Source organism: Actinomadura sp. DC4 (assembly GCF_030406325.1).
In the GTDB taxonomy this organism is placed as follows: Bacteria; Actinomycetota; Actinomycetes; order Streptosporangiales; family Streptosporangiaceae; genus Actinoallomurus.
The window spans coordinates 23,089-48,930 of record NZ_JAUEQY010000020.1; the positions used below are offsets into that span (position 1 = coordinate 23,089).

Below are 25,842 nucleotides of genomic sequence, written 5' to 3' on the forward strand. Positions count from 1 at the left end.
CCTGGTCGGCAGGGAGGCCGGTCGTGGGTACTCCCGGACCTCGCGGTCCGGTCAGACCAGGCCCATCCTGTGCGCCGTCGCGGCGGCCTCGCCCCGGCTCGTCACCTCCAGCTTGGCCAGGATGTTGGAGACGTGCACGCTGGCGGTCTTGGCCGAGATGAACAGCTCGCCGGCGATCTCGCGGTTGCTGCGGCCGTCCGCCACCAGGCGGAGCACCTCGCGCTCGCGCGGGGTCAGGCCGAGCGAGTGGCCGCCGGCCAGGCCGCCGAGCGGGACGCGGGCCCGCCGGGCGGACGCCTCGATGCGCTCCCGCAGCGGCCGGGCGCCCAGGCCGCCGGCCAGCTCGGCGGCGCGCCGCAGGCGTACGGCGGCCTCCTCGCGGTCGGCCGCGGCGCTCGCGGCCCGCCACAGCGCGTACGACAGCGGGTGCGGCTCGCTCAGGTCCTCCCAGGCGGCGGCGACCTCGTCCCATCGTGCCTGCTCGGAGATGCCTTCGGCGCGGTCGGCCTCCGCCTCGAACACGAGACGGCGCGCGAGCTGGGGCCGCCCGCGCGCGGGCATCTTCTCCGCCTCGTCGCGCAGTAGGCCCAGCAGCCGGGCCGAACGCTCGCCGGGCGCCTCGGCGCAGGCGTGCGCCGCCGCGGCGATCAGCGGCCAGCCGTACCGGGCGTTGACCGACGGATGCAGCTCGGTGACCACCTGCTCCACGACGTCGAGCGCCCCGGTGAGATCACCCTCGGCCACCCGCAGGTCGAGCCGGAGCCGTACGGAGGGGAAGAGCTCCTGGGTACGGGAGAACGTCGGTGCCAGGACGGCGTCGAGCGCGGCGGCCGCGCGTGCGGCGGCGACGAGGTCGCCGCGGTTGAGCGCGATGTCGCCGAGCGCGTAGTGGAGAGAGGCGCGGGTGAGCGGCGGCGGCGACAGCTCCAGCGCGTGTTCGGTCATCTCCAGGACCTCGTCCCAGCGGCCCAGCGCGTGCAGCGGCTCGGTCACGTTGATCGTGAGGAACGCGCCGGACGTGCGGGCCTGGCCGTGCTTGCGCGCCAGGGCGATGCCGCGCTGGGCGGTCTCGATGGCGCGTTCGTGCTCGCCGATGCTCTCCAGGACGTGGGACTCGTTGGTCGCCACGCGCAGCATCGCGGAGTCGTCGGCGCCGCGCCGGTAGACCTCGGCCGCCTCGGCCAGGAGCTCCAGGTGGCGTTCGCTGTCGGTCTCGGTGAAGTCGCAGGCGGCGATCGTGGTGAGCGCGTGCGCCTCGACCGTGGCGTCGCCGGACTCGCGGGCCACCTCCAGCGCCTCGGCGGCCAGCGCCCGCCCCTCGTCCGCGCCGTTCGGCAGCAGGTAGAGGTGCTGCGCCAGCGTGGACAGCACGCGGGCGCGGGTGACGCTGGGCGGGTCGACGGGTACGAGACGGGCGGCCTCGCGCAGGTCGTCCAGCGCCGTACGGTGGCCGAGCCGGATCTTGAGCCGGCCGCGCTGCTCGAGTACGCCTGCGGCGCACAGCGGGTCGTCGATCTCCTTGAGCGCCTCCTTGGCGAAGGCCACACCGCGCTCGGTCTCGCCCGCGAGGTCGGCGGCCTCGATCGCCTTTTCCAGCACGTCGGAGTGGCCGACGCCGAGCCGCTCGGCCGCGTCGGGCACCCGGTCCCACAGCGTGAGGACACGGTCGATCATGCGCAGCCACTCGGTGTAGGCGGTCGCCTCCTTGGCCACCTGCGCCGCCTGCCAGGCGCTGACGAGCGCCCAGGTCATGTCGTGCGCGGAGTACCAGTGGTGGGCCAGCTCGGCGGCGGCACGACCCGGCGGCACGAGCGCCGGGTCGCCCTCCAGCGCCTCGGCGAACCGCGTGTGCGTACGGGTGTGCTCGCCGGGCAGCAGGTCGCCGTGGATCGCCTCACGCATGAGCGCGTGCCGGAAGGCGTACGCCTCGCCGTCCACGACCAGGACGTTCGCCGCGACGGCGGGCCGCAGCACCCGGGTCAGCCCGGTGTCGTCCAGCCCGCTGACCGCGGCCAGCAGCGCGTGCTCGACCCGGTCGCCGCCCGCGCTGGCCACGCGGAGGATCTCCTGGGTCTCCTCGGGCAGCCGCTGCACGCTGCCCAGGATCAAGTCACGGAGCGACTCGGGAAGCTCGCAGTTGATCTCGCCGTCGCGGCCGAGCAGGGCCTCCACGAACAGCGGATTGCCCTCGCTGCGCTCGTACACCTCATCGAGGAGCCGCGCGGCGGGGTCACGCCCGAGGATGCCGCGCGCCTGCTGGGCGACGGCGCGCCGGGGGAGCCGGTCGAGGTCGAGGCGGCGCACCCAGCCGGCCCGGTCGAGCTCGGCGAGCAGCGGCCGCAGCGGATGGCTGCGGTGCAGTTCGTCGGAGCGATAGGTGACGATCACCAGCAGGCCCGGCGGCAGGTTGCGGATCATGTAGCTGAGCAGGTCGCGGGTCGATCGTTCGGCCCAGTGGGCGTCCTCGATCACCAGGACGGCGGGCGTCTCCTCGGTCAGCCGCTCGAACAGCAGCAGGACGTGGTCGAACAATCGCGTACGTGCCTCGGTGGTGGCCGCCTCGGTGTCCGGCTCGCCGAACTCCGGCAGCAGCCGGGCCAGCCCGCCGGGGTTGCCGCCGGGCAGGAGCGCCGTGACGCCGTCGACGCCGATCTCGCGCACGAGCCCGCGGAGCACCGCGCTGAACGGCGCGAACGGCAGGCCCTCGGAACTGATCTGCAGGCACCCGCCGATGAGGACCCGCAGGCCGGGCGTCTTACGCCGCGCATTGTCGAGGAACTCCCGGATCAGCCGGGTCTTGCCGACCCCCGCCTCGCCTCCGACGAGCAGCGCGGCCGGGGTGTCCCGCAGGGCGGCGTCGAGAAAAGCCAGCTCACTGGAGCGGCCGACCATGACCGCGCTGATCCCCTGCTGATTCGGCACAGGTTCAGGATGCCATCAAGGTCGGACAAAACAGACTCAATATCCTGTGCGGCATGCCGCATACGATGCCGGACCTGCCGGCGGACCTGTTCGCGTACGGCACGCTGCGGTTCCCCGACGTCCTGGAGGCGCTGCTGGGCCGGGTGCCGGAGCACTCGCCGGCCATCGCCCCGGGCTGGCGGGTCGCCGCGCTGGACGGGCGCGTGTATCCGGTGCTGGTCCCGGGCCCGGGCGCGGCGGGCGGAATCCTGATCTCCGGCCTGACGGCGGAGGAGTGGCAGGTCATCGACGCGTACGAGGACTCCTTCTATTCGCTGGAACGCGTCTCCTTGGTGGGCGGCCGCGCGGGGTGGGCGTACCTGACCCGCGACGGTACGACCGGGCTGCCGTCTGACTGGTCGCCGGACGACTTCACCCTCCGGCATCTGGACGGCTTCACCGGCGCGTGCCGGGAGTGGCGCCGCGCGTACGGCTAGCCGGGACATTCGTCCTGTCCGGCCGTGGATCGATGGCTCTGCCGCGCCGGCCGCACGAGCCGGAGACTCGGAGCCATGACTCTGCGACGGTTCCCCTTCGTCACGGCGGCGGTCTTCGGCGTCACCCTGACGGCGAACCTCCTGCTGTTCGCCGTGCACGGCCTGCTGGGACGCATGGAGCGTTCACCGGCCGGGCTGCACGGCGACTGGTGGCGTACGGTCACCGCCTTGTCCGGCCAGGACGGCGGCGTGGCCGGGACGGTGTCCAACCTGGCGTTCCTGGTCGTGATCGGCGCCATCGCCGAACAGCTCACCTCCCGGCCGCGCTGGCTGTTGTGCTACTTCGGCACGGGCCTGGTGGGGGAGTTCGCGGGTTACGGCTGGCAGCCGTACGGGGCGGGAAACTCGGTGGCGATCTGCGGCCTGGCGGGCGTCGTGGCGGTGGCGCTGTGGTCGGACGCGAAACGGGTGCCGTCGCTCGGCCCGGGCGTACTGCTGGTCTGGTGCGGCGCGCTGCTGGCGTACTTCTGGTCTCCGCTGGTCGTGCTGGGGGTGGTGGCCGGCCTGCTGACGAGAGGCCGAGCCCCGCGCTGGACGGCCGCGGCGGCATTGGCGACCGGCGTGACGTTGACGGCCGCCGAGAACCTCCACGGCGCCGCACTACTGGCCGGCCTGACCCTCGCGACCCTCCTGACCCGTCCTGCACGCGCCGGCGTCCACGGGGCCGTGCCGTCGGGTTCGGCGACTGGTCACGACCGTTCGCTTCGGCGGCTCACCTCTTTCGCCGTACTGCCCGGGATCGAGGACGACCAGCGGCCGGCGGGAGAACGGCCCGCCCGGCTCACGTCGCCGGGGTGGGTTCCGGGAGTGCGGCGACGCCGACCGCCAGCAGATTCAGTGTGATCAGTACCAGGAGGTCGTCCAACGGCAGGGGGCCGTTGGCGTCGAGGAGGGTGGTGACGCCGACGAGGATCGAGCCGCGGGACCGTGCGAGGTCGGCGGTGGACGGGGGGATCGTGATGTTCGGCCACTCATGGCGGGCCGGGGTGCCGACGGTGACGGAGATCCGTTCCCCGTCGATGCGGGCGGTGAGCTCGGGCGTCGGCGTGGTCGAGGTGAGCGTCGTGAGGCCGTGCGCGAAACCAGAGGCCCGGAAGATGTCCTGCGTGGCCATCCGCCATGCGCCGTCGTCGTCGCGGTGCAGGGGCATCGCCTCGTACGCCGGATTGACCAGGAAGAACGGCACATCGTCAGTGAGCAGAGCGGGTGCCACCTCGGCCGGCAGCGTGAAGGCCCCGGCCCGCCAGGTCAGGTGCGGCACACCGCCCGGCGACCGGTACGGCTCGTCGTGCCAGCCGGCCGGATGGCAGCGGCCGTGATGGATTAACGCGATCGCCACCGGCCCGTCGGCGTAGACCGCGAGTGCGGGGGTCTGCCATCGGCGGAACCGCCGGCCGCAGGTCTGGCAGTCCACCGGCCGTAGCTGCGTGCGCAGTTCGTTCAGAACCTTCTCGCCGAGCCGGGCACGGGTCGTCGCTTCGGTGCGGAGCCTGATCCTGATCGCCATACCGCGCTCTCCCACTCGCTCGCGACCGGACGCCGGGCCGGCGTCCGTCGGACGATAGCGGTCTGGGGTCACGGCCGGCGCGTGCGGTGAGCGGTGACCTCGGCGGCGGAGCGGGCGGCGGCCTCAGCGGTGTCGCCGGCGCCGGTCGCGAGCTTCATGCCCAGTGGCAGGAGGATCTGCTCGACGCCGTCTCCGCCGAAGTAGCCCGCGATCTCCAGCAGCACGTACCCGTGGATGGCGCTCCAGATCTGGGCCGCCGCGCGTGCCGGGTCCTCCTCGCGGGCTCGGCCGGACTCGATGATCCGGGTCACCGCCTTGACGAGGTGGGCGAACGCCGCCTCGCCCTCCGGCAGGTCGTCCGCCAGCCGGTTGCCGGCGGTGGCGGTCACGCCGAACATCAGGCGGTAGAGCTGCGGGTTCTCCACGGCGTGATCGCGATAGGCCAGGCCCAGGTCGAGCAGGTCGGCGACGGGATCGTCGCCGTGCGGCGACGACTCCAGGCGGCGGCCCAGGCGGATGAAGCCCTCCCGCGCGATCGCCCGGATCAGCTGGGGCATTCCGCCGAAGTGCGTGTAGACGGCCATGGTCGACATGCCCGACTCCGCCGCCAGCCGGCGTGCCTGCAGGCTCTCGGGGCCGGCCTCGGACAGCAGCCGGATCGCGGTCTCCAGTAGCCGGATCGCGGGTTCCTTCACTCTTGCCATTCAACCATAACAATGTTATTCCTATCCATAACAACGTTATAGGGAGGATGTCGTGCGCAATCCGTACCTTGAGGGGAACTTCGCGCCGGTCCGCCAGGAGCACACGATCACCGACCTGGACGTGACGGGGACGATCCCCGGGCATCTGGACGGCAGATACCTGCGCAACGGGCCCAATCCGGCCGCCGAGGTCGATCCCGGCGCGTACCACTGGTTCATGGGTGACGGCATGGTGCACGGCGTACGCATCCGCGACGGCCGGGCCGAGTGGTACCGCAACCGCTGGGTGCGCTCGGAGCACATCGCCGCCACCCTCGGCGAGCCGTACGACCTGCGTCCCTCGAGCGCGCCGATCCAGAGCCTGAGCGCCAACACCAATGTGATCGGCCACGCCGGCCGTACGCTCGCGCTGGTCGAGGCCGGGGCGGCCAACTACGAACTCTCCGACGAACTGGACACGGTCGGGCCGTGCGACTTCGACGGCACGATGCCCGGCGGCTTCACCGCCCATCCGCAGCGCGACCCGGAGACCGGCGAACTGCACGCCGTGTCGTACTTCTTCGGCTGGGGCGACCGCGTCCGCTACTCGGTGATCGACGCCGAGGGGCACCTGCGCCGTACGGTCGACGTCCAGGTCACCGGCAGCCCGATGATGCATGACTTCTCCCTCACCGAGTCGTATGTCGTCTTCTACGACCTGCCGGTGACGTTCGACACGGCCCCGGCCGTACGGACGAGCACGCCGCGTCTGATGCGCGGCCCGGCCCAGCTCGTCATGTCCGCGCTCATCGGAAAGATCCGCATCCCCGACCCGATCAGCGCGATCGTCGGCCGGAAGGTCCCCGGGAACAGCCAGATGCCCTACCGGTGGAACCCGGACTATCCCGCACGCATCGGCATCATGCCGCGTACGGGCGACGCTTCCGACGTGCGGTGGTACGAGGTGGAGCCGTGCTACGTCTTCCACCCGCTCAACGCGTACGAGGAGGGCGACGCGGTCGTGCTGGAGGTGGTCCGCCACGAGAGGGTCTTCGACCAGAACCTGCACGGCGCCTCCGACAGCCTGCCCACGCTGGCCCGGTGGACGGTCGAGGGCGGAAAGGTACGGGAGGAGACGCTGGACGACCGGGCCCAGGAGTTCCCGCGGATCGACGAGCGCCGGCTCGGCCGCCGGCACCGGTACGGCTACGCGGTCGGCATCGCGGACGAGGAGGGGACCCCGTCGGACGCGGTGTACCGGCATGACCTCGTACGCGGCACGACGACGGCGCGCGGCCTGGGGAAGGGCCGGGAGACCGGGGAGTTCGTCTTCGAACCCCGCTCGGCGGACGCGCCGGAGGACGACGGCGTGCTGATGGGCTTCGTGTACGACGCGGCGACCCGGCGCAGCGACCTGATGATCCTCGACGCCGCCACCCTGGAGACCGTGGCCGCCATCCACCTGCCCGACCGCGTCCCCCACGGCTTCCACGGCAACTGGATCCCCGCTTAGGCCTGTCTCGAGGGCAGCGGGACTTCGACAGGCCTTAACCGTTCCGGAGGTCGGCGACGAACTCGTCGAGGCGGTGCCCGGCCTCGCCCGGGGAGGGCAGGCACGCGGTCAGGCCCCAGGCGCGGCCGCGGGCCCAGGTCGCGTCGTCCACTCCGAGCGCGGCGCGGAAGGTCTCGCGTGCCTCGGCCGGCACGAACGTCCATGCCGCGATCAGGTCGCACGCCGGGTCGCCCACGGCCAGCGTGCCGAAGTCGATGACCGCGCTCAGCCGGCCGTCGCGCGCCAGGAGGTTGGCAGGGGCCGGGTCGCCGTGGATCCACACGGGCGGCCCGGTCCACGCCGGGGCGGCGAGCGCGGCCTCCCACACGGCCGTGACGCCCTCGGTGTCGGCGAGGCCCTCCAGTGCCGCGATCCGGGGACGGACGCGCGTCTCCACGGTCGCGGAGTCGCGTTCGTCGCCCAGGGGCACGCCGCGGAAGCCGTTGCTCCACTCCGGCGGAGGCCCGTCCGACGCGTCGATGCCCCGCAGCGCGGCGAGGAACCCGGCCAGCTCGACCGCCGCCGCACGCGGATCGGCGATGCGGTCACCCGTGGCGTTCTCTCCGTCCAGCCACCGGTGGACCGACCACGGGAACGGGTAGCCCTCGCCGGGCTCGCCCCGCGCGACCGGGACCGGGATCGGCAGGGGCAACCGCGGGGCCAGCCACGGCAGCCACCGCTGCTCCCGCGCGACCTGCCCGACCCACCGGGGCAGACGCGGCAGCCGTACGGACAGGTCCTCGCCCAGCCGGTACGTCGCGTTGTCCAGGCCGGAGGCGTCGACCGGCCGGACCGGCAGTTCCGTCCACTGGGGGAACTGCGCCGCGACCAGGCGGCGTACGAGCGCGGTGTCGATGGGCACCTCGCCTGGGCGCATGAACACTCCCTCGATGGATGGAGGGCCCATGACATCCGGCCACACCAGGAGATGTCCACTCATTTGACGACCGACATGGCTAGCCGTTATCTATATGTCTAACGGTTAGAGGTGATCACGAGTGCAAGACGTCCTGCTCGCGTTGCTGGCGAAGGAGCCCTCCCACGGCTACGAGCTGCGGGCCCGGCTCCAGGAGGCCCTGGGGCCGCTCCAAGACGCGCTCAACGCCGGCCAGGTGTACGTGACGCTGACCCGGCTGGAGCGGTCCGGCCTGGTCACCGCCGAACGCGTCGGCCAGGCCGACCGGCCGGACCGGAAGGTCTACGCGCTGACGGCGGAGGGCCAGCGGCGCGTCCAGACCTGGCTGGCCGACATGAGCTGGGCCAAGCCGGCCGACTTCCACCTCAAGCTGGTCGCCGCGGCGGCGGCCCGGCTGGCCGACCCGGTCGACGTCGTCGAGGCCCAGCGCCGCGAGCTGCTGCGCCGGCTGGCCGACGTCCAGCGCGCCGCTCTCACCGAGCCGGACGGTTCGGCGGCGGCGCTGCTGCTCGACGGCGTCGTCCTCCGCCTGGAGGCCGACCTGCGCTGGCTCGACGCCTGCGCCCGCTACTGGGATCGAAGGGGAACACCATGACAGTGCTGCGGGCCGTGGGGCTGCGCAAGGAGTACGGCCGGGGGCCGGCGCTGGTGCGCGCCGTCGACCGGTTCGACCTCGCGGTCGAGGCGGGCGAGACCGTGGCCGTCGTCGGCGCGAGCGGCTGCGGCAAGTCGACGCTGCTCAACATGCTCGGCGGGCTCGAACGGCCCAGCGGCGGCGAGGTGCACCTGGCCGGCCGGCGCCTCGACCGGATGTCGGAGACCGAGCTGACCCGGCTCCGCAGGGACGCGATCGGCTATGTCTTCCAGGCGTTCCAGCTGGTCGACGAGCTCACCGCGCGGGAGAACGTCGAGCTGCCCGCGCTGCTGGCCGGGACGCCCCGGCGCGTGGCCCGGCAGCGGGCCGCCGCGCTCCTCGAACGGGTGGGCCTGGCCGACCGCGCCGGCCACCTGCCCGCTGCGTTGTCCGGCGGGCAGCGCCAGCGCGTCGCGGTCGCCCGCGCGCTCGTCGGCCGCCCGCTCGTCGTCCTCGCCGACGAGCCCACCGGCAACCTCGACAGCGCGGCGACGACGGCCGTGCTGCGGCTGTTCGCCGCGCTGCGCTCCGAAGGGCACACCCTCGTGATCGTCAGCCACGACTCCCGCGTCGCCGCGACGGCCGACCGGGTCCTGACCATGCGCGACGGCATGCTCGTCGGCCAGACCCGGCTGAGCGGCGGCGGCGGTCTCGGGGCCCTCGCCGGGATGGAGGGCTGATGGGCGTCCTGGGTCTGGTGGCCCGCCTCGCCCTCCGCGACCTGCGGCGTCGCCGTACGGAGGCGGTCCTGCTGCTCGTCGCCATCGCCGCGACGACGACCACGCTGACCGTCGGCCTGGCCGTACGCGGCGTGACCGAACGCCCCTGGGATCGTACGCGCGCCGCCACGGCGGGCCCGGACGCGGTGGCGACCTCCGGGCGTACGGCTCCGCTGGCGGCCCTGGCCCACGCGCCCGGCGTGACCGGAACGGCCGGGCCGTACCCCGCGCTGTCCACCGATCTGCGGGTGCGCGGCGTCCGGGTCCAGGCCTCCGTGCAGGGCCGGGACGCCGCCGAGGGCGCGGTCGACCGGCCGCAGATCACCGGCGGGACCTGGGTACGACGCGGCGGCGCCGTCTTCGAGCGGGCCTTCGCCCGGGCGCTGGGCGTACGGCCGGGCGAGGAGGTCGTGCTGGCGGGCCACCGGTTCCGCGTGGCCGGCATCGCGATCACCTCCGCCCACGTGCCGTACCCCTCCAGCACCCCCGGCCTCATCTGGACGACGCGGGCCGACCTGCCCCGTCTCGGCCGGCCGACGTCGCAGGTCATGCCGCTGAGGCTCGCCGACCCCGCCGCCGCGCCGTCCTTCGCCGCCGCGCACCCCGGCGTGCGTTCGTGGCAGGACATGGGCACGTACGCCACCGCCGAGCTGCGCCTGGTGAACGGCGCGCTGCTGACCGGCACCTGGGCGCTCGCGCTGCTCGCCGTGGCCTGTGTGGCCGTTCTCGTCGGCGGACGCCTCGCCGACCAGACGCGGCGGGTCGGCCTGCTCAAGGCGGTGGGCGCGACGCCGCGCTTCGTCGCCGTGGTCCTGCTCGCCGAGCACGTGGCCCTCGCCCTGGCCGCGACGGCGTGCGGCCTGGTCGCGGGGTGGGCGCTCGCGCCATGGCTCGTACGGCCGAGCAGCGGCCTGCTCGCCGCGGGCCGTCCCTCGGTGAGCCTCGCGTCGGCGCTGCTGGTCGCGCTCGTCGCGGTGGGGGTGGTGTGCGCCGCGACGCTGTTTCCCGCGGTCCGGGGCGCGCGGACCAGCACCGTACGGGCGCTGTCCGGCCCGGCGAGGCCGCCCCGGCGCTCGCCGGCGTTGATCGCGCTGTCGGCGAGCCTGCCGGTGCCGTTCCTGCTGGGCGTACGGCTGGCGGCCCGCCGTCCGCGCCGGTCGGCCCTGGCGATGGTGAGCCTGGCCATCACCGTGGCGATGGTCGTCGCGGCGATCGCGATGCACGGCGACCTCACGCGCAAGGACGCGACGGCGAGCGGCCCGGACTTCGTGCCCGGCGTCCGCAATCCGGTGACCGAGCAACTGGGCCAGGTCGTGTTCGTCCTGACGGTGGCGCTGCTGATCCTCGCGGCCGTGAACGCCGTCCTCATCGCCTGGTCGACCTCGCTCGACGCACGGCGCCTCACCGGCCTGGCCCGGGCGCTCGGCGCGACCCCGCGCCAGGTCACGGCGGGCCTGTCGGCGGCGCAACTCCTTCCCGCCACCGGTGCGGCGGTCCTGGGCATCCCGCTGGGACTGCTGGTCTACGCCGCCGCGCGCGCGGCCGGCGGTGCGTCGGGGACCGCCGTGACCCCGTACGGCGAGCTACCGGCCGTCATCCCGGGAACGTTGCTGGTCGTGGCCCTCCTGACCGCCCTGCCGATCCGCGCCGTCTGCCGGCGGCCGATCGTGGAGGTCCTGAGCGCCGACTGACATGAGTTCGGTCAAGAGGGCGCGGACCCGGCGGTCGATCTCGTCGCGGATGACGCGGACCTCCTCGACGGGGCGACCGGCCGGGTCGTCCAGCGCCCAGTCGAGATGGCGCCTGCCGGGAGAGACCGGGCAGACGTCGCCGCAGCCCATCGTGATGACGACGTCGGCGGTCCGCACGGCCTCGGTGGTCAGCGGCTTGGGGAACTCCCGGCGCAGGTCGAGGCCGAGTTCGCCCATCGCGGCGACGACGGCCGGGTTGAGGGTCGCGGCCGGGTCGGAGCCCGCGGAACGGACCCGTACGCGGCCGGCGGCGTGGTGGTCCAGCAGGGCGGCGGCCATCTGCGAACGGCCGGCGTTGTGCACGCAGACGAACAGGACCTCGGGCGTGGTCACGCGGTGACCAGGCCCGCGCCGGGGCCGAGGATCGCCGAGAGGCGGCTCAGCGCGGTCGGCTCGATCCAGTAGTAGACCCACGTGCCGCGTCGTTCGGAGTCGATCAGGCCGGCCTGCTTGAGCACCTTCAGGTGGTGGCTGATGGTCGGCGCGGTCAGCGCGAAGGCGCCGGTCAGGTCGCACACGCACGCCTCGCCGCCCTCGTGGCAGCCGATCATCGACAGCAGCCGCAGCCGTACCGGGTCCGCGAGCGCCTTGAACAGGGGTGCGAGCTCTTCCGCCTCGGCCGCGTCCAGCGGCCGGGCGGCGAGCGGGGCGCAGCAGCCGCCTTGATTCGACATACCTCTAATTTGACACCTGTCTATGCGGGAGCGCAAACTGGACTTACTTAGAAGTTCATCTAAGCAAGGAGGGTTTCATGTCGCGTGTCCAGCTCGCTCTGCGCGTCGCCGACCTGGAGGGCTCGATCGCCTTCTACGCCGGACTCTTCGGCGCCGAGCCCGCCAAGCGCCGCCCGGGGTACGCCAACTTCGCCATCGCCGAACCGCCGCTGAAGCTCGTCCTCATCGAGGGCGAGGCGGGCGAGGCGACCCGCATGGACCACCTCGGCGTCGAGGTCGAGGACTCCGGCCAGGTCACGGCCGCCACCCGGCGCCTCCAGGACGCGGGCCTGGCGACCTTCGAGGAGAACGACACGTCCTGCTGTTACGCCCTCCAGGACAAGGTCTGGGTCCACGGGCCGGGCCGGGAGCCCTGGGAGGTCTACACGGTGAAGGCCGACGCCGGCACGCTGGAGAGCGCCGACGGCTCCCGCTGCTGCGCGACGCCGGGCTGACCTCTCGCTCGCTGGCCGGGTACGGCCAGGCGGACGATCTTCGCGCGGGCCGGCTGCGAGGAGTGTTTGAGTAGCGGTTCCCCGAGAAAGGGGGACCGATGCCCAGTGTTCGCGCGTACATCAAGAAGGACGGAACCCGGGTCAGGGGCTACTGGAGGAAAAGTCCCTCCAAGCTGCTGGGGGTGGCGGTGAGCGTCGTCGTCGGGGCGGGCGCCTTCGCGAGCTCCGGCCCGTCGACACCCGCCCGGGCGAAACCGGCGAATCCGCCGAGCCGTGGCCGTTCGCCGAAGGTCACGGTCCCGGCCGACGCGCAGGCCGGCTTCAAGCAGGCCGAGGCCAGACTCTCGGCCAGAGGCTTCACGACCAGGCCCGAAACGAAGCTCGACACCGACTGCGCCGCGAAATCCTACGGCAGGGTGCACGACTTCTTCGTGGCCAATCCGTGTAAGTGGCTGGCGCGCGCGTACCTGCAGATCGGCGACTCCGAGGTGCTGGTCGCCATCTCCTGGGTCGGGATGCCCACCGAGGAGATGGCGGCGGCCTACAAACGGCTGGTCGACACGCCCGGCGCCGGCAACGTCACCGAGCTTTCCCGTGAGAAGAAGCTCTATCGGAAGATCGATTATGCGGGAAGTGCCCATTCGTCCGGCATTGACGGCACCGCGGTGTGGAACGTTCAAGTGAAGCCGGTCTTCCCGCGTCCGAACACCCTGGTCGCCACGATTCTCACCGACTCGCGGCAGTAGTTTCGTACGTGTGTCAAACCGCACCGAGGTCTCTTCGGCGCGCGGTTATCGTCGCCTTCTCGACGCCGATTTATAGACGGGGAACGGCGATGACGAATGTGCGCGGGTATTTCAGGAAGGACGGAACCTGGGTAAGGGCCCACCAGCGGAGCGCGCCACGCCGGATCGGCCTGGCCGCGACCGCGACCTTCACCGCCGGCGGAATCGCCGTGGTGGCGGTGACCTTACCGCCGGGCGGCCATGCACCGAAGCAGGCGCGTGTCCAGGCGATCCCCGCCGTGGCCGAGGCCGGCTTCAGGCGGTCGGAGACGACGCTCGCGGCCGCCGGATATCGGACCGTTCTGGCGAAGAAACTCGACACCGAATGCGCGGCGAACTCCTACGGAAGGGTACGCGCGTTCTTCAGACGCCACCCGTGCGACTGGCTGGCTCGCGCGTACCTTCAGATAGGCGAGTCGGAGATACTCGTCGCCATTTCCTGGGTGGGCATGCCGAGCGCGTCACTGGCGGGAGAGTACAAGCATCTGATCGACACGCCGGGCGCCGGCGGCGTCACCGAACTCTCCCGTGCCGTCAAGCTGTACCGATACCTCGACTACGCGAGCAGCGCCCACACTTCGGGCAACGGCGGCACCGCCGTGTGGAACGTCCAGGTAAGGCCGGTCTACCCAAGACCCCCCGCCGAGATCACCAAGGTCCTCCTCGCCGCCCGGCAGTAACCCGGTCCGACGGTGATGCTGATGCGACGCCCCAGGCGTGGGACATCACATGGAGGCGGTCGTTCGGCTCTTCTTCCAGATTGCGGATCCATCCAGTCGGCCGGCCCGCCTTGTCCTGGACGAAGCGGGGCGACCGCGGTGTCGATCAAAAGCCCGGCCGATGGTGGCTGTTCGGTCCCGAACGAACGTCGAACACCCAGGTCGGGCATGGCGTTGACGACGCCTTCGGTGAGGGTGACGCTGACCGGGTAGGGCCGGGTCGAACGCTGGGCCGGCCGGCGGGGCCTCTGGAGGTGCTTGAGGTGCGGTTCGCGATCTTTTACGAGCACCAGTTGCCGCGGCCGTGGGACGACGGGGCCGAGCAGCGGCTCTACCAGGACGCCCTCGAGCAGGTGGAGATCGCCGACCGGGCCGGGTTCGACTACGTCTGGGAGGTCGAGCACCACTTCCTGGAGGAGTACTCCCACTCCAGCGCTCCCGAGGTCTTCCTCGCCGCCGCCTCGCAGCGGACGAAGCGCATCCGGCTCGGCCACGGCATCGTCCAGGTTCCGCCGCCCGTCAACCATCCCGCCCGGGTCGCCGAACGTATCGCGGCGCTCGACCTCGTCTCCGGCGGCCGGGTCGACCTCGGCACCGGAGAGGCCAGTTCGATGGCCGAGCTCGGCGGGTTCGGGGTCCCGCGCGGGCGGAAACGCGCCATGTGGCAGGACGCCATGGACGCGCTCACCCGCATGTTCGTCGAGGAGCCCTTCGCCGGCTGGGACTCGGAATACCTCCGGATGCCGCCGCGCAATGTCATCCCCAAAACGGTGCAGAAACCGCATCCGCCCCTCTGGGTCGCCTGTTCCCGGCGCGAGACGATCCATTTCGCCGCCCGCAACGGGATCGGCGCGCTGTCGTTCTCCTTCACCGAGCCCGAGGACGCCGGCGTCTGGGTGGATGAGTACTACCGGCTGCTCGCCTCCGAGGAGTGCGTGCCGGCCGGGTTCGCGGTCAACCCCAACGTCGCGGTCGTGCTGCCGATGATGTGCCACGAGGACGAGGCCACCGCGATCGAGCGGGGCATCGACGGGGCGCACTTCTTCGGGTTCGCGCTCGCGCACTACTACGGCACCTCGCCGCACGAGCCGGGGCGTACGGACGTCTGGGCCGACTTCGTGCGCCGAAGGGAGGAGAACGGCTTCTCGCGCGAGATCGTGAGCGCCGACGACGCGCCGCTCGGCGTACGGATCATGCAGCGGGGGCTCGGGTCGCTGCGCGGGGCGATCGGCACGCCGGACCAGGTCGCCGAGCTCGTACGGCGGTACGAGGCGGCCGGCGTCGACCAGGTCATCTTCGTCATGCAGGCCGGCCCGAACCTCCACGAGCACATCTGCGAGAGCCTCGAACTCGTCGGCGAGCAGGTCATCCCGCGCTTCGCCGAAGGACGCGAGGAACGCGAGAAGGCCAAGGCCGAGCGGCTCGCGCCCGCCGTCGAGGCGGCTCTCGCCCGGCGGAGCCCGGCCCGGCCGCCCGTCCCGTACCTCATCGACGAGACGGCCGAACTCGCCCGCGCCGGCCGCCGCAGTACGGGCGTCAGAGCGCTCGGGCGGCGTACGTTCGCGCGGCTCGTCGCGGGGCGCGGCGACGCGGAGCTCGAACGCCGGTTCGGCCCGGCGGCCCAGCGCGTCTTCTTCACCGCGATGGCCCGTGCCTTCGACGCGGAGGCGGCCATGGGGTTCGAGGGCGAGATCGAGATCCGGTTGCGCCGCGTGAGCGAGGAGACCGCGTGGACGTTCCGGATCGAGGCCAAGAAGGCGCGGGTACGGGCCGGTGCGGCCGGCGACCCGGTGGTGAGCGTCCGGACCGGCGCGGCGGACTTCCTGCGGCTCGTGGCCGGTGAGGCGCAGCCGCCGGCGCTCGCGCTCGACGGGCGGCTGGACGTCGCCGGCGACCTCGCGATGGCGCCCCGGATCGGCGAGATGTTCGGCGGCCCCTCGCCGTACTGATGCGTCAGATATCGACACAGAGTCACCGAGACAGTCGAATTCGTAAATTTCGTCCGTAATCCTTAAATGCTTTGCCAACCGTTCACGCCATAGCGGCGTCAGGTTCATATGGCGCTCGGCGATGGAGCCGGGCGTGAATTCGGGGCAATGGAGGACAACGGATGCGAAAGTCGCTGCTCACCGTCGGCCTTGCGGCAGTGGTACTCGCCGCCGGATCGGCATCTGCCACCGCGGAGAGCCAACCGGGCTGGCGGGTAACGTACGTGAGCCCCGACACCGGATACGACGATTTCGGTCTCTACGACGTCGCGGCCACCGGCCCGCAGGACGCCTGGGCGGTCGGATCGCGGCAGCAGGGCGCCGGCGCCACCGGTGCGCTCGAGCACTGGAACGGCCAGGGCTGGTCCGACGTGACCGTCCCGGGCAGCACGGGCTCGTTCAACCACGTCGACGGCTCGTCGCCGAACAACGTCTGGGTGACGGGTGCCACCTACAACGGCGCCCAGATGGCATGGCACTGGAACGGCACGACCTGGACGTCCACCCCCCTCGGTGCGTTCAACGCCGCGGACGTCGCCGTCATCGGCCCGAACAACGCCTGGGCCGTCGGCAACGCCGACGAGGGGTCCGACACCGGCACGGCGCGCCACTGGAACGGCACGACCTGGCAGACCGTCCCGATGCCCTTCGTCGCCCGGCGCATCGCCGCCGCCTCCGCGAGGGACATCTGGGCGGTCGGTGAGAACGCCGACCAGCCGCTCGCCGAGCACTGGGACGGCACGGCGTGGACGTCCGTGGAGCTCCCGCAGGTGCCCATCCCGGATGGCCAGAGCGGTTTCGCCTACTTCAACGACATCGTCGCGAACTCCTCCACCAACGTCTGGGCGGTCGGCCGGCTCTACTACGGCAGCGGCGGCGAGGAGCTCAAGGCCGAGGAGTCCGAGCACAACCAGGCCGTGCTCATGCACTGGAACGGCAAGAAGTGGAAGCTGCAGCTCGGCCCCGACGGCGACTTCGCGCTGAGCGCGAGCCCGGACGGCGCGGGCGGCATCTGGTACTCCACCTTCGAGCACACCTTCGTGCACCTCGCGAAGGGCGGCGCCACCACGACCGAGCCCGTGGCGAAGACGTCCGACGGCCGCCAGGCGCCCAGCATCCGGCAGCTCGCCGGAGTTCCGGGCACGTCGACCGTCCTGGCCGTCGGAGAGGTCGCGCCCGCGCCGGGCGACGACGAGTCCTGGGACGCGCTCATCGAGCAGTACCACTGATCCCCCGAAAGGAATCCTGAATGCGAAAATCGATCACCGGGCTCACGGCGGCGGCCGCCGTGACCGCGCTGCTCGCCGCGGTGAGCCACGCGGACGCGGCCGGCCTGCCCGCCGCGGCCGCAGCGGGCGACTGGAGCGTCGCCCAGACCAACACCCTGGCGGGCGAGGACGGGATCAAGCAGATCACCGTCGCGCCGACCGGCAGCACGTGGGCGGCCGGCTACCAGGCCTCGGGCGGCAAGAGCGTCCCGCTCGTCCAGCACCTGCTGAGCGGCAAGTGGACCACGGTGAAGAGCCCGAGCAGCACGCTCGGCGAGGTCAGCGCGCTGTCCGCCTCCTCCAGCAAGAGCGTCTGGGCGTTCGGCACGACCGACCCGGGCACCTTCGCGGCGCGCTGGAACGGCACCGCGTGGACCCGTAGCACCATGTCGACCGGGCACTACTTCATCCAGGACGCGAGCGCCCTCAGCGCCTCCAACGTCTGGGCGGTCGGCGGGGACCAGACGAAGAACTCCTTCCACTGGACGGGCAAGGCCTGGAAGAAGGTCGCCCTTCCGGCGCCCGCGCGGGCGATCGCCGGCGTCTCCACCAACCACGTCTACGCGGCCGGCACGTACAAGAGCCAGCCGGCCGTCATGCACTGGACCGGGACGGCGTGGAAGCTCGCCGCCACCCCGAAGCTCAAGCTGCCGAACGCGGACGCCGTCGGTGTGCTCAACGACATCTACGCGCCCTCGCTCGGCGACGTGTGGGCGGCCGGCGGGTGGGACTGGAGCTGCGGCGAGGACGGTGACGACGTCTGCAACCAGCCGTTCCTGCTGCACTGGAACGGCAAGGCGTGGTCCTCGACGACCTTCGACCAGGGCTACGGGGCCTTCTCGAAGGTCACCGGTGACGGTTCCGGCGGCCTGTGGCTCCTCCGTGGCGGCTGGAACCCCCAGCTCGTGCACATCTCGGGCGAGTCGGTCACGAGCGTGGCGGCGCCGCGCCCGTCCGGGCACGACATCAGCATCACCGCCCTGGCCCTCCAGGCCTCGACCGTCTGGGCGGGCGGCGTCGCCTTCCCCGAGGGCGACCCGGACGACCCGACCGGGAACGGCCTGTACCTCCGTACCGGCTGATTTCCCACAACCTGCCAAAACAGGCCCGGTGCGCTCGTACCGGGCCTGTTTTGTGCCCAGGCGTCCCATGAGCGATGCTGTGAGCGTGTCAACGGAGACTCTTACCGGCGCCGCCGAGCTGCGCCGCTTCCTGCACGGCCTGCCGGGCGTCGACCAGGTGGGCGCCGAGGAGCGGGCCGCACGCCTCGCCACCAGGTCGATCAAGAAGTCGGCCAAGGCGGAGGCGATCGACCTCGCCATCGCGATGGTCGACCTGACGACGCTCGAAGGCGCCGACACCCCCGGCAAGGTCCGCGCGCTCTGCGCGAAGGCGATCCATCCCGACCCGGCCGACGCGAGCGTGCCCAAGGTGGCCGCGATCTGCGTCTACTCCGACCTCGTCGCCGAGGCCGTACGCGCGCTGGAGGGCAGCGGCGTCGGCGTGGCGAGCGTCGCGACGTCCTTCCCGTCGGGGCGGGCGCCGCTGGACGCCAAGCTCGCCGACACCCGCCGCGCGGTCGAGGACGGCGCGGCCGAGATCGACATGGTGATCGACCGGGGCGCCTTCCTCTCCGGCGACTACGCCAAGGTCCACGACGAGATCGTCGCGATCAAGGCCGAGTGCGGCGAGGCCCACCTGAAAGTGATCCTGGAGACCGGCGAGCTGGTCACCTACGACAACGTACGCCGGGCGTCCTGGCTGGCAATGATGGCCGGCGCCGACTTCATCAAGACCTCGACCGGCAAGGTCAGCCCGGCCGCGACGCTCCCGGTCACACTCGTGATGCTGGAGGCCGTACGCGACTTCCGCTCCCGTACGGGCCGCCAGGTCGGGGTCAAGCCGGCGGGCGGCATCCGGACGACCAAGGACGCGATCAAGTACCTCGTGCTGGTCAACGAGACCGCGGGGCCCGACTGGCTGACGCCGGAGTGGTTCCGCCTGGGGGCCTCCTCCCTCCTCAACGACCTGCTGATGCAGCGTCGCAAGCTCGCGACCGGTGTGTACTCCGGTCCCGACTACTTCACCCTCGACTAAGGGAGCCCGGAGATGTTCGAGTACGCTCCCGCGCCCGAGTCGCGCGACATCGTCGACATCAAGGCCTCCTACGGCCTGTTCATCGACGGCGAGTTCGTCGACGCCGACTCGTCCTTCAAGACGGTCGACCCGGCCAGCGAGGAGGTCCTCGCCGAGATCGCCGAGGCCGACGCGACCGACGTCGACCGGGCCGTCACCGCCGCCCGGAAGGCCTACGAGAGCGTCTGGTCCCAGCTCCCGGCCACCGAGCGCGCCAAGTACCTCTTCCGGATCGCCCGGATCATCCAGGAACGCTCGCGTGAGCTGGCGGTCCTGGAGTCGATCGACAACGGCAAGCCGATCCGCGAGTCGCGCGACGTCGACATCCCCCTCGTCGCGGCGCACTTCTTCTACTACGCGGGCTGGGCGGACAAGCTGGAGTTCGCCGTCCGCGACCCCCGGCCCATCGGCGTGGCCGCCCAGGTCATCCCGTGGAACTTTCCGCTGCTCATGCTGGCCTGGAAGATCGCGCCGGCGCTCGCCTGCGGCAACACCGTCGTGCTCAAGCCCGCCGAGACGACGCCGCTGACCGCGCTGGCGTTCGCGGAGATCTGCCGCCAGGCCGACCTGCCGCCCGGCGTCGTCAACATCGTCACCGGCGCGGGGGAGACCGGCCGCGCCCTCGTCGAGCACGAGGGCGTCGACAAGGTCGCCTTCACCGGCTCGACCGACGTCGGCCGCCAGATCGCGCGGTCCGTCGCCGGTACGGCGAAGCGGCTCACGCTCGAACTCGGCGGCAAGGCCGCCAACGTGATCTTCGACGACGCCCCGGTCGACCAGGCCGTCGAGGGCATCGTGAACGGCATCTTCTTCAACCAGGGCCACGTCTGCTGCGCCGGGTCGCGGCTCCTCGTGCAGGAGTCGATCGCCGAGGAGCTCCTCGACCGCCTCAAGACCCGCATGGCGACGTTGCGGGTCGGCGACCCCCTCGACAAGAACACCGACATCGGCGCGATCAACTCGGCCGCGCAGCTCGAGAAGATCCGGACGCTGTCGGCGGCCGGTGAGGAGGAGGGCGCGACCCGCTGGTCGCCGCCCTGCGAGCTGCCCGACCGCGGCTTCTGGTTCGCCCCGACCATCTTCACGGGAGTGGCGCAGTCCCACCGCATCGCGCGGGAGGAGATCTTCGGCCCGGTCCTTTCGGTGCTGACCTTCCGCACGCCGCAGGAGGCCGTGGAGAAGGCCAACAACACGCCGTACGGGCTGTCGGCGGGGGTGTGGACCGAAAAGGGCTCACGCATCCTGTGGATGGCGGAGCGGCTGCGCGCCGGGGTGGTGTGGGCGAACACCTTCAACAAGTTCGACCCGGCCTCGCCGTTCGGCGGGTACAAGGAGTCCGGCTTCGGCCGTGAGGGCGGACGGCACGGACTGGAGGCCTACCTGCGATGAGCGACCGGCTGAGCGTACGAAAGACCTACAAGCTGTACATCGGCGGAGCTTTCCCGCGATCGGAATCCGGTAGGTCCTACACCGTGGACGACGCAAAGGGCAACTTCCTCGCCAACGCCTCCCGCGCCTCGCGCAAGGACGTACGGGACGCGGTGGTGGCGGCACGCAAGGCGCAGTCCGGCTGGGCGGGCCGCACCCCGTACAACCGGGGACAGATCCTCTATCGCGTCGCGGAGATGCTGGAGGGGCGCCACGACCAGTTCACCGACGAGCTGCGCGGCACCGGCCTGTCCAAGGCCGCCGCGCGCGCCGAGGTGGACGCCGCCGTCGACCGCTGGGTCTGGTACGCCGGGTGGGCGGACAAGATCGCGCAGGTCACGGGGTCGGCCAACCCCGTCTCGGGGCCGTTCTTCAACTTCTCCACGCCCGAGCCGAGCGGCGTCATCGGGATCCTCGCGCCCGACGGCCCGCTGCTGGGACTGGTGTCGGTGCTCGCCCCCGCGATCGTCTGCGGCAACACCGCCGTGCTCGTCGCCGCCGAGCCGTCGCCGCTGCCCGCCATCACGCTCGGCGAGGTGCTCGCCACGTCCGACCTGCCGGGCGGCGTCGTCAACATCCTCACCGGGCACCGCGCCGAGCTGGCGCCGTGGCTCGCCTCGCACATGGACGTGAACGGGCTCGACCTCACCGGCCTCGCCGGGCTCGACGGCGACCTCGCGACCGAGTGCGAACGGGCGGCGGCGGAGAACCTCAAACGCGTGCTGCGACCGGCGGAAGAGGACTGGACCGCGGGGCCGGGCATCGATCGGATGACCACATTCCTGGAAACAAAGACCGTCTGGCACCCGGTCGGCGTGTAGATCTTCGCCATTTGTGGAATAGATCCACCCGAAGCTGATCGACACGGGGGGATGGATCAGTGCCCACTAATACATTGACGCGTTCGACCGCCCGCCGTACAACGGCGAGCACGAGCCGTGCGAAGTCCGGCACGGCGAAGAAGACCGCGAACGCGAAGAAGACGACCAGCGGCACGGCGCGTAAGACCGCGTCCAAGCCGGCCAAATCAACGACACGGTCCGCGTCGAAGTCGACCCGGTCCACGACGGCCGGCAAGTCGTCGGTCACTCCGGCCGCAGCGGCGACGCGGGTGTCGTCGGCGGCGACCAAGGTGTCGTCCGCGGCGACCAAGATGACCGACGCGGCGAGCAAGGCGACCACCTCGGCGCAGGCGATGAACACCGCGATGAAGACGATGAACACCGCGACCAAGGCGCTCGCGACCGCGGCCGAGGCGCTCACCAAGGCGGCCAAGACCATCTCGGCCATCAAACCGCCGGCGGCCGCCGCGGCCAAGCCCGCCACGTCCGCCCGCCGCACCACGGCGCGCAAGACGACCGCGGCGGGCAAGACCGCCAAGTCGAAGACCACGGCGGCGGCCAAGAAGACCACGTCCACGGCAAGGACCACCGCGAAGAAGACCACGGCCAAGGCGAGCACGGCGGCGAAGAAGGCGACGTCCAAACCGAGGGCGTCCAAGCCGAAGGCGGCCCAGACGGCGTCCACCGGGAGCAGCACCACCGTCGCCCGGCCGTCGTCGTCGGACAGCGGCTCCGGGGGATTCCTGAACGGTCTGGTCGGCAGCCGCAGCCCGCTGTAGGTCGTTTCCGTCGCAGGCCGGGTCCACCGTGGACGGGACCCGGTCGGCCCGGGAGCGAGCAGGGGGTGGTGAGAGAGGCGAGCCGATCTTCAGAGCTCCGGCGGCGGTGTGCGGCGCACGGGGAGAAGCTGTCACACTGTCGTCTTGAGGTGATCTGAAGATGCAGGACAGCGAGATATACGGGCGGATCAACAACCTGGTGGACGAGGAGCACACGCTCCGCGAACGCCTGCAGAAGGGCGCTCTGACCGCCGACGAGGAGCACCAGCGGCTCAGGAGCCTCGAAGAGGAGCTCGACCAGTGCTGGGACCTCCTGCGGCAGCGGCGGGCCCGTCGCGAGGTCGGGGAGAACCCCGACGACGCCGCGTCCCGTCCGCCGGGTGAGGTCGAGGGCTACCTTCAGTAACCGATCGGCCAGGTGTGCACGGGAGCGTTGGTGTGCATGTGCTCGATGTAGCGCTGCACCATCAGCCGTAGCGCCTCAGGCCGCTCGCCGCCCAGGGAGCGCACCGTCCTGGTCTGCCACGCGGCGCCGTTCTGCCCGGCCAGGCACCGCTGCTCGATGATGCCGAGCAGCCGGTCCCGTACGACTCCGTCGACGCCCCACCGGTCCAGCCCGGCGGCGGCCTTGGGCAGCAGCCATCTCAGCACCAGCTCGGTCACCGGCAGCTCGCCGACGCCGGGCCAGTAGACCATGGCGGTGATCCCGTGGCGCGCGCCGTTGCGCAGGTTGGCGGCGGCGAGGGGGAATGACATGTCGTGCCACGGGGCCGGCCGTTCGTCGGCCAGGGCGCGGACGAGGCCGTAGTAGAACGCGCCGTTCGCCATGGTGTCGGCGACGGTGGGCCCGGCGGGCAGCACGCGGTTCTCCACCCGGAGATGCGGCTGACCCTGGGCGATGTCGTAGACGGGTCGGTTCCAGCGGTAGATCGTGCCATTGTGAAGCGTCAGCTCCGCCAGGCCGGGCACCTCGCCGCGCGCGATCTGATCCAGGGGCTCGGCCTCGTCGAAGACCGGCAGGAGCGAGGAGTAGTAGCGGCTGTTCTCCTCGAACAGGTCCAGGACCGAGGTGATCCAGCGCTCGCCGAACCACACGCGCGGCCGTACGCCCTGCTCCCTGAGCTCTCGCGTACGCGTGTCGGTGGCCTGCTCGAACAGCGGTATCCGGGTCTCGGCCCACAGCTCGCGGCCGAGCAGGAACGGCGAGTTGGCGGCGAGCGCGGCCTGGACGCCGGCGATCATCTGCGCGGCGTTCCAGTAAGCGCCGAAGTCTCGCGGGCCGACCTGGAGGTGGTACTGCACGCTCGTGCACGCCGCCTCCGGCGAGATGCTGTCCGCGAAGATCCGCAGGTGCTCCTCGCCCTCGATGTCCAGGTGGAACACCTCGCCCCGCGCCGCCAGGATCTGCTCGTTCAGCAGGCGGTAGCGGGGGTTGGCGGACAGCGCCGCCTCATTCACGTCGGTCTCCCGCAGCGTCGGCAGGATGCCGACCAGCATGAGCCGGGCGTCGTGCCGCCGCGCACGCGCGTCGGCGTGGTTGAGGGCGTCGCGTACGGTCTGCTCGAGCGCGCCGAGCGACTTGGCCGCCAGCGGGAACGGCGGGAGGTTCACCTCGATGTTGAACTGCGCCAGCTCCGTGGACCACAGATCATCGTCGATGGCGTCCAGGACGGCCGCGTTCCGCATGGCGGGAAGCCCCGCGTCGTCGACGAGGTTGAGCTCGATCTCCATCCCCATACTTGGCGTTTCCGCTGCGAATCGGTCCTCTCGCAGCATCGCTGCGAACGCCTCCAGGCAGCGCTGCACCTTTTCGCGATACCGTCGCCGGTCCTCCATGGAGACGGTGATCGCCGATACGTCCCTGCCCATACGCGCCTCCGGGATGTTGCTCTCACAGTGGCACGAATACCCGTAAATCTCCTAGGTCAAGACGGTGAGGATCGCCTCTCGGTCCGCAGCGGCGGCTTCGGCGAGTTTTATGTGGCTGTTGTGGCATTCTTTCAGCGCACCGGAAATTGTTGCCGCCTGCCGGGCCAGCCGGTCTTTGTCCAGTTCCGCAGCCGTTCGCGCCTTCTTGCGGTCGACGAAAAGCTTGATCCAGATACCGGCGCCCACGGCGATCATCAAACCGGCCAGAACGGCGAGCAGCGGCAGCCCGGCGGCGATCGTGAGCACCAGCACCACGACGCCCACGGTCCCCACCGCCATCCCGAGCCGCTCCCCGGCCGGGCTGATCGCCGCGTCGCGGTCGATCTTCGCCTGGGCCTCCGCCAGCGCCGGCGCGCCGTTCGGCCCGACTCGCAGGGGATGGCCGGACAGGCGCAGGTCGAGCTCGTCCGGCGGCCGTACGCTCGCCCGCCGGGCCAGGCCGTCCGCGATCGAGGAGAGCCAGCGTCCGCCGACCTTGGCGGCCAGGGCGCGCGGGCCGGGCGCGGACCGCTCGAACATGTCGCCGCGCAGGAGCGCGAGCGTCTCTCCGGCCGGGGCGTCCCAGGCCGGGGGCCGCTCGGTGCCGCCGGTCTCGATGATCTGCCGCAGCTCGCGGGCGCGGGCGACCAGGGTCTGCTCCTCGGGCGCGCCCTCGTCGACGAGGGTGTTCAGCAGACCGGAGAAGTCCGAGGCCGGCGCGGCGTCGAAGGGCTGCAGCGCCGCCTCCACCCGGGTCCGCAACATCGTGAGCCGCGTGGCCATCAGCGGCGGCTCGGTCAGCGCCTTCTCGTTCTGCAGCTCGCGGGGCAGGGACGCACGCTTCTTGCCTCCGGAGACCGCCTGCCGCCAGTTGGCGCGCTGCTGCTCACCGGCCTCGGCGGGCATCTCGTCGAGGAGTTCGGTCAGCCGGCGCTGGATGTGCTCGCGGCCGGGCTCCCCGAACGCGCCGTCGGCGCAGGCGATCCAGAGCTGCCGCTGCACGGCGGTGACCGTGGTGCCGAGGGCGGGCAGCGAGCGGGACAGCCAGGGCACCGCTTCGGCGTAGCGGCCGGCCGCCGCGAGGCCGAGCGTGAGGAAAAGCGTCGTACGGTCCTCGTCGCGCTCGATCGCCTCCGAGGTGAACTTCTCGGCCACCACGTCGCCGCGTACGAGGGCGGACAGGGCCTCGGCGGCCGGCTTCAGCCAGTAGCCGGGGCAGTCGTCCAGGCCGAGCGGCGGCGGGTCGGTGGCGCCCTGCGCGAGCCCCATGAGGAGGCGCCGCGTGCGGTGGCGTACGGCCGCCTCCCGGTCGAAGACGGCCAGCTCCAGCCTGATGTCCGACAGCTCGACGAAGGCGTCGAAGGACCGGGCCAGCCGGTCGAGCCGCCGCTCCAGCGTGCCCTGGACCTGGGACAACCTCGACTGCAGCGCCCGCGACCGCGACGCGGCGTAGCCGTAGGCGGCGTCGACCTCGCCCTGCAGCTCCCTGATCCGGCGGTTCTGCCGGTAGTCGGTCCACCAGTCGTCGCTCACGGCCCCTCCTTCGTGGGGAGGCCGAGCCTGGCGATTCGCTCGCGCACCTGCCCTCCCTCGCGTCGTCG

General features: G+C 71.8%; 25 protein-coding genes. 17 read left to right on the top strand and 8 right to left on the bottom strand.

Annotation, left to right across the window (positions count from 1 at the left end):
* Nucleotides 1–51: 51 nt before the first annotated feature.
* A complete protein-coding gene (locus QWU11_RS29290; RefSeq protein WP_290117678.1) occupies nucleotides 52–2,922 on the bottom strand; it encodes a helix-turn-helix transcriptional regulator in 2,871 nt (956 codons plus the stop codon).
* Between the two features lie 53 nt (nucleotides 2,923–2,975).
* Between QWU11_RS29290 and QWU11_RS29295 the strand changes: the two genes are divergently transcribed.
* Nucleotides 2,976–3,398: a gamma-glutamylcyclotransferase family protein gene (locus tag QWU11_RS29295; protein WP_290117679.1), complete on the top strand. Its 423-nt coding sequence runs from the start codon at nucleotides 2,976–2,978 to the stop codon at nucleotides 3,396–3,398.
* A gap of 75 nt (nucleotides 3,399–3,473) precedes the next feature.
* On the top strand, nucleotides 3,474–4,301 hold the full coding sequence (locus tag QWU11_RS29300) for a rhomboid family intramembrane serine protease (protein ID WP_290117680.1): 828 nt from the start codon (nucleotides 3,474–3,476) through the stop codon (nucleotides 4,299–4,301).
* On the opposite strand, the gene QWU11_RS29305 is transcribed toward QWU11_RS29300, so the two are convergent.
* On the bottom strand, nucleotides 4,240–4,965 hold the full coding sequence (locus QWU11_RS29305) for a hypothetical protein (RefSeq protein ID WP_290117681.1): 726 nt from the start codon (nucleotides 4,963–4,965) through the stop codon (nucleotides 4,240–4,242). The two genes, QWU11_RS29300 and QWU11_RS29305, sit on opposite strands and share 62 nt — an antisense overlap.
* A gap of 68 nt (nucleotides 4,966–5,033) precedes the next feature.
* Nucleotides 5,034–5,669, bottom strand: coding sequence for a TetR/AcrR family transcriptional regulator (locus QWU11_RS29310; RefSeq protein ID WP_290117682.1), 636 nt, complete (start codon nucleotides 5,667–5,669; stop codon nucleotides 5,034–5,036).
* A 52-nt stretch (nucleotides 5,670–5,721) separates the two neighbouring features.
* On the opposite strand from QWU11_RS29310, the gene QWU11_RS29315 reads away from it, so the two are divergent.
* Nucleotides 5,722–7,161: a carotenoid oxygenase family protein gene (locus QWU11_RS29315; protein ID WP_290117683.1), complete on the top strand. Its 1,440-nt coding sequence runs from the start codon at nucleotides 5,722–5,724 to the stop codon at nucleotides 7,159–7,161.
* Nucleotides 7,162–7,195: 34 nt separating this feature from the next.
* On the opposite strand, the gene QWU11_RS29320 is transcribed toward QWU11_RS29315, so the two are convergent.
* Entirely contained in the window at nucleotides 7,196–8,077 is an 882-nt protein-coding gene (locus tag QWU11_RS29320; protein ID WP_290117684.1) for an aminoglycoside phosphotransferase family protein, read from the bottom strand.
* A gap of 121 nt (nucleotides 8,078–8,198) precedes the next feature.
* Here QWU11_RS29320 and QWU11_RS29325 point away from each other — a divergent pair, with 121 nt between their 5' ends.
* The 3 genes from QWU11_RS29325 to QWU11_RS29335 are packed head-to-tail and all read left to right on the top strand — an operon-like array spanning nucleotide 8,199 to nucleotide 11,160.
* Nucleotides 8,199–8,711, top strand: coding sequence for a PadR family transcriptional regulator (locus QWU11_RS29325; RefSeq protein ID WP_290117685.1), 513 nt, complete (start codon nucleotides 8,199–8,201; stop codon nucleotides 8,709–8,711).
* Nucleotides 8,708–9,430: an ABC transporter ATP-binding protein gene (locus QWU11_RS29330; protein WP_290117686.1), complete on the top strand. Its 723-nt coding sequence runs from the start codon at nucleotides 8,708–8,710 to the stop codon at nucleotides 9,428–9,430. Before QWU11_RS29325 ends, QWU11_RS29330 begins: the two co-directional genes overlap by 4 nt.
* Nucleotides 9,430–11,160, top strand: coding sequence for an ABC transporter permease (locus tag QWU11_RS29335; RefSeq protein WP_290117687.1), 1,731 nt, complete (start codon nucleotides 9,430–9,432; stop codon nucleotides 11,158–11,160). The genes QWU11_RS29330 and QWU11_RS29335 overlap by 1 nt, the downstream gene beginning before the upstream one ends.
* Here the strand turns inward: QWU11_RS29335 and QWU11_RS29340 are convergent.
* Both QWU11_RS29340 and QWU11_RS29345 read right to left on the bottom strand, forming a co-directional pair.
* Nucleotides 11,053–11,553: a hypothetical protein gene (locus tag QWU11_RS29340; RefSeq protein ID WP_290117688.1), complete on the bottom strand. Its 501-nt coding sequence runs from the start codon at nucleotides 11,551–11,553 to the stop codon at nucleotides 11,053–11,055. The two genes, QWU11_RS29335 and QWU11_RS29340, sit on opposite strands and share 108 nt — an antisense overlap.
* The gene (locus QWU11_RS29345; protein WP_290117689.1) at nucleotides 11,550–11,894 is read right to left on the bottom strand and encodes a metalloregulator ArsR/SmtB family transcription factor; all 345 of its coding nucleotides are present in this window, start codon (nucleotides 11,892–11,894) and stop codon (nucleotides 11,550–11,552) included. Before QWU11_RS29345 ends, QWU11_RS29340 begins: the two co-directional genes overlap by 4 nt.
* A 77-nt stretch (nucleotides 11,895–11,971) precedes the next feature.
* On the opposite strand from QWU11_RS29345, the gene QWU11_RS29350 reads away from it, so the two are divergent.
* The 11 genes from QWU11_RS29350 (at nucleotide 11,972) to QWU11_RS29400 (ending at nucleotide 22,739) form a co-directional block, all read left to right on the top strand.
* A complete protein-coding gene (locus tag QWU11_RS29350; protein WP_290117690.1) occupies nucleotides 11,972–12,388 on the top strand; it encodes an ArsI/CadI family heavy metal resistance metalloenzyme in 417 nt (138 codons plus the stop codon).
* A 188-nt stretch (nucleotides 12,389–12,576) separates the two neighbouring features.
* Entirely contained in the window at nucleotides 12,577–13,134 is a 558-nt protein-coding gene (locus QWU11_RS29355; protein ID WP_290117691.1) for a hypothetical protein, read from the top strand.
* Between the two features lie 89 nt (nucleotides 13,135–13,223).
* Nucleotides 13,224–13,853, top strand: coding sequence for a hypothetical protein (locus tag QWU11_RS29360; RefSeq protein ID WP_290117692.1), 630 nt, complete (start codon nucleotides 13,224–13,226; stop codon nucleotides 13,851–13,853).
* A 302-nt stretch (nucleotides 13,854–14,155) separates the two neighbouring features.
* Nucleotides 14,156–15,841, top strand: a complete 1,686-nt coding sequence (locus QWU11_RS29365; RefSeq protein WP_290117693.1) for an LLM class flavin-dependent oxidoreductase — start codon at nucleotides 14,156–14,158, stop codon at nucleotides 15,839–15,841.
* A 263-nt stretch (nucleotides 15,842–16,104) separates the two neighbouring features.
* Nucleotides 16,105–17,109, top strand: coding sequence for a hypothetical protein (locus QWU11_RS29370; RefSeq protein ID WP_290117694.1), 1,005 nt, complete (start codon nucleotides 16,105–16,107; stop codon nucleotides 17,107–17,109).
* Nucleotides 17,110–17,129: 20 nt separating this feature from the next.
* A complete protein-coding gene (locus tag QWU11_RS29375) occupies nucleotides 17,130–18,230 on the top strand; it encodes a hypothetical protein (RefSeq protein WP_290117695.1) in 1,101 nt (366 codons plus the stop codon).
* A 67-nt stretch (nucleotides 18,231–18,297) separates the two neighbouring features.
* Complete coding sequence (deoC, locus tag QWU11_RS29380) at nucleotides 18,298–19,245, top strand: deoxyribose-phosphate aldolase (protein WP_290117696.1); 948 nt, start codon at nucleotides 18,298–18,300, stop codon at nucleotides 19,243–19,245.
* Between the two features lie 12 nt (nucleotides 19,246–19,257).
* Entirely contained in the window at nucleotides 19,258–20,673 is a 1,416-nt protein-coding gene (locus tag QWU11_RS29385) for an aldehyde dehydrogenase family protein (RefSeq protein WP_290117697.1), read from the top strand.
* Complete coding sequence (locus tag QWU11_RS29390; protein WP_290117698.1) at nucleotides 20,670–21,533, top strand: aldehyde dehydrogenase family protein; 864 nt, start codon at nucleotides 20,670–20,672, stop codon at nucleotides 21,531–21,533. Before QWU11_RS29385 ends, QWU11_RS29390 begins: the two co-directional genes overlap by 4 nt.
* 74 nt (nucleotides 21,534–21,607) lie before the next feature.
* On the top strand, nucleotides 21,608–22,333 hold the full coding sequence (locus QWU11_RS29395; RefSeq protein WP_290117699.1) for a hypothetical protein: 726 nt from the start codon (nucleotides 21,608–21,610) through the stop codon (nucleotides 22,331–22,333).
* A 160-nt stretch (nucleotides 22,334–22,493) separates the two neighbouring features.
* Nucleotides 22,494–22,739, top strand: coding sequence for a DUF2630 family protein (locus QWU11_RS29400; RefSeq protein WP_290117700.1), 246 nt, complete (start codon nucleotides 22,494–22,496; stop codon nucleotides 22,737–22,739).
* On the opposite strand, the gene QWU11_RS29405 is transcribed toward QWU11_RS29400, so the two are convergent.
* Both QWU11_RS29405 and QWU11_RS29410 read right to left on the bottom strand, forming a co-directional pair.
* The gene (locus tag QWU11_RS29405; RefSeq protein WP_290117701.1) at nucleotides 22,733–24,064 is read right to left on the bottom strand and encodes a glutamate-cysteine ligase family protein; all 1,332 of its coding nucleotides are present in this window, start codon (nucleotides 24,062–24,064) and stop codon (nucleotides 22,733–22,735) included. The genes QWU11_RS29400 and QWU11_RS29405 overlap by 7 nt on opposite strands.
* A gap of 189 nt (nucleotides 24,065–24,253) precedes the next feature.
* Complete coding sequence (locus QWU11_RS29410; RefSeq protein ID WP_290117702.1) at nucleotides 24,254–25,774, bottom strand: hypothetical protein; 1,521 nt, start codon at nucleotides 25,772–25,774, stop codon at nucleotides 24,254–24,256.
* Nucleotides 25,775–25,842 lie beyond the last annotated feature (68 nt).

Excerpts from the sequence above, each read along its gene's own strand:
- QWU11_RS29385 (WP_290117697.1), top strand. The coding sequence starts at position 19,258 with ATGTTCGAGTACGCTCCCGCGCCCGAGTCGCGCGACATCGTCGACATC.
- QWU11_RS29300 (WP_290117680.1), top strand. The coding sequence starts at position 3,474 with ATGACTCTGCGACGGTTCCCCTTCGTCACGGCGGCGGTCTTCGGCGTC.
- QWU11_RS29350 (WP_290117690.1), top strand. The coding sequence starts at position 11,972 with ATGTCGCGTGTCCAGCTCGCTCTGCGCGTCGCCGACCTGGAGGGCTCG.
- QWU11_RS29330 (WP_290117686.1), top strand. The coding sequence starts at position 8,708 with ATGACAGTGCTGCGGGCCGTGGGGCTGCGCAAGGAGTACGGCCGGGGG.
- QWU11_RS29295 (WP_290117679.1), top strand. The coding sequence starts at position 2,976 with ATGCCGCATACGATGCCGGACCTGCCGGCGGACCTGTTCGCGTACGGC.
- QWU11_RS29390 (WP_290117698.1), top strand. The coding sequence starts at position 20,670 with ATGAGCGACCGGCTGAGCGTACGAAAGACCTACAAGCTGTACATCGGC.
- QWU11_RS29320 (WP_290117684.1), bottom strand. The coding sequence starts at position 8,077 with ATGCGCCCAGGCGAGGTGCCCATCGACACCGCGCTCGTACGCCGCCTG.
- QWU11_RS29305 (WP_290117681.1), bottom strand. The coding sequence starts at position 4,965 with ATGGCGATCAGGATCAGGCTCCGCACCGAAGCGACGACCCGTGCCCGG.
- QWU11_RS29310 (WP_290117682.1), bottom strand. The coding sequence starts at position 5,669 with ATGGCAAGAGTGAAGGAACCCGCGATCCGGCTACTGGAGACCGCGATC.
- QWU11_RS29375 (WP_290117695.1), top strand. The coding sequence starts at position 17,130 with ATGCGAAAATCGATCACCGGGCTCACGGCGGCGGCCGCCGTGACCGCG.
- deoC (WP_290117696.1), top strand. The coding sequence starts at position 18,298 with ATGAGCGATGCTGTGAGCGTGTCAACGGAGACTCTTACCGGCGCCGCC.
- QWU11_RS29345 (WP_290117689.1), bottom strand. The coding sequence starts at position 11,894 with ATGTCGAATCAAGGCGGCTGCTGCGCCCCGCTCGCCGCCCGGCCGCTG.
- QWU11_RS29400 (WP_290117700.1), top strand. The coding sequence starts at position 22,494 with ATGCAGGACAGCGAGATATACGGGCGGATCAACAACCTGGTGGACGAG.
- QWU11_RS29360 (WP_290117692.1), top strand. The coding sequence starts at position 13,224 with ATGACGAATGTGCGCGGGTATTTCAGGAAGGACGGAACCTGGGTAAGG.
- QWU11_RS29405 (WP_290117701.1), bottom strand. The coding sequence starts at position 24,064 with ATGGAGATCGAGCTCAACCTCGTCGACGACGCGGGGCTTCCCGCCATG.
- QWU11_RS29335 (WP_290117687.1), top strand. The coding sequence starts at position 9,430 with ATGGGCGTCCTGGGTCTGGTGGCCCGCCTCGCCCTCCGCGACCTGCGG.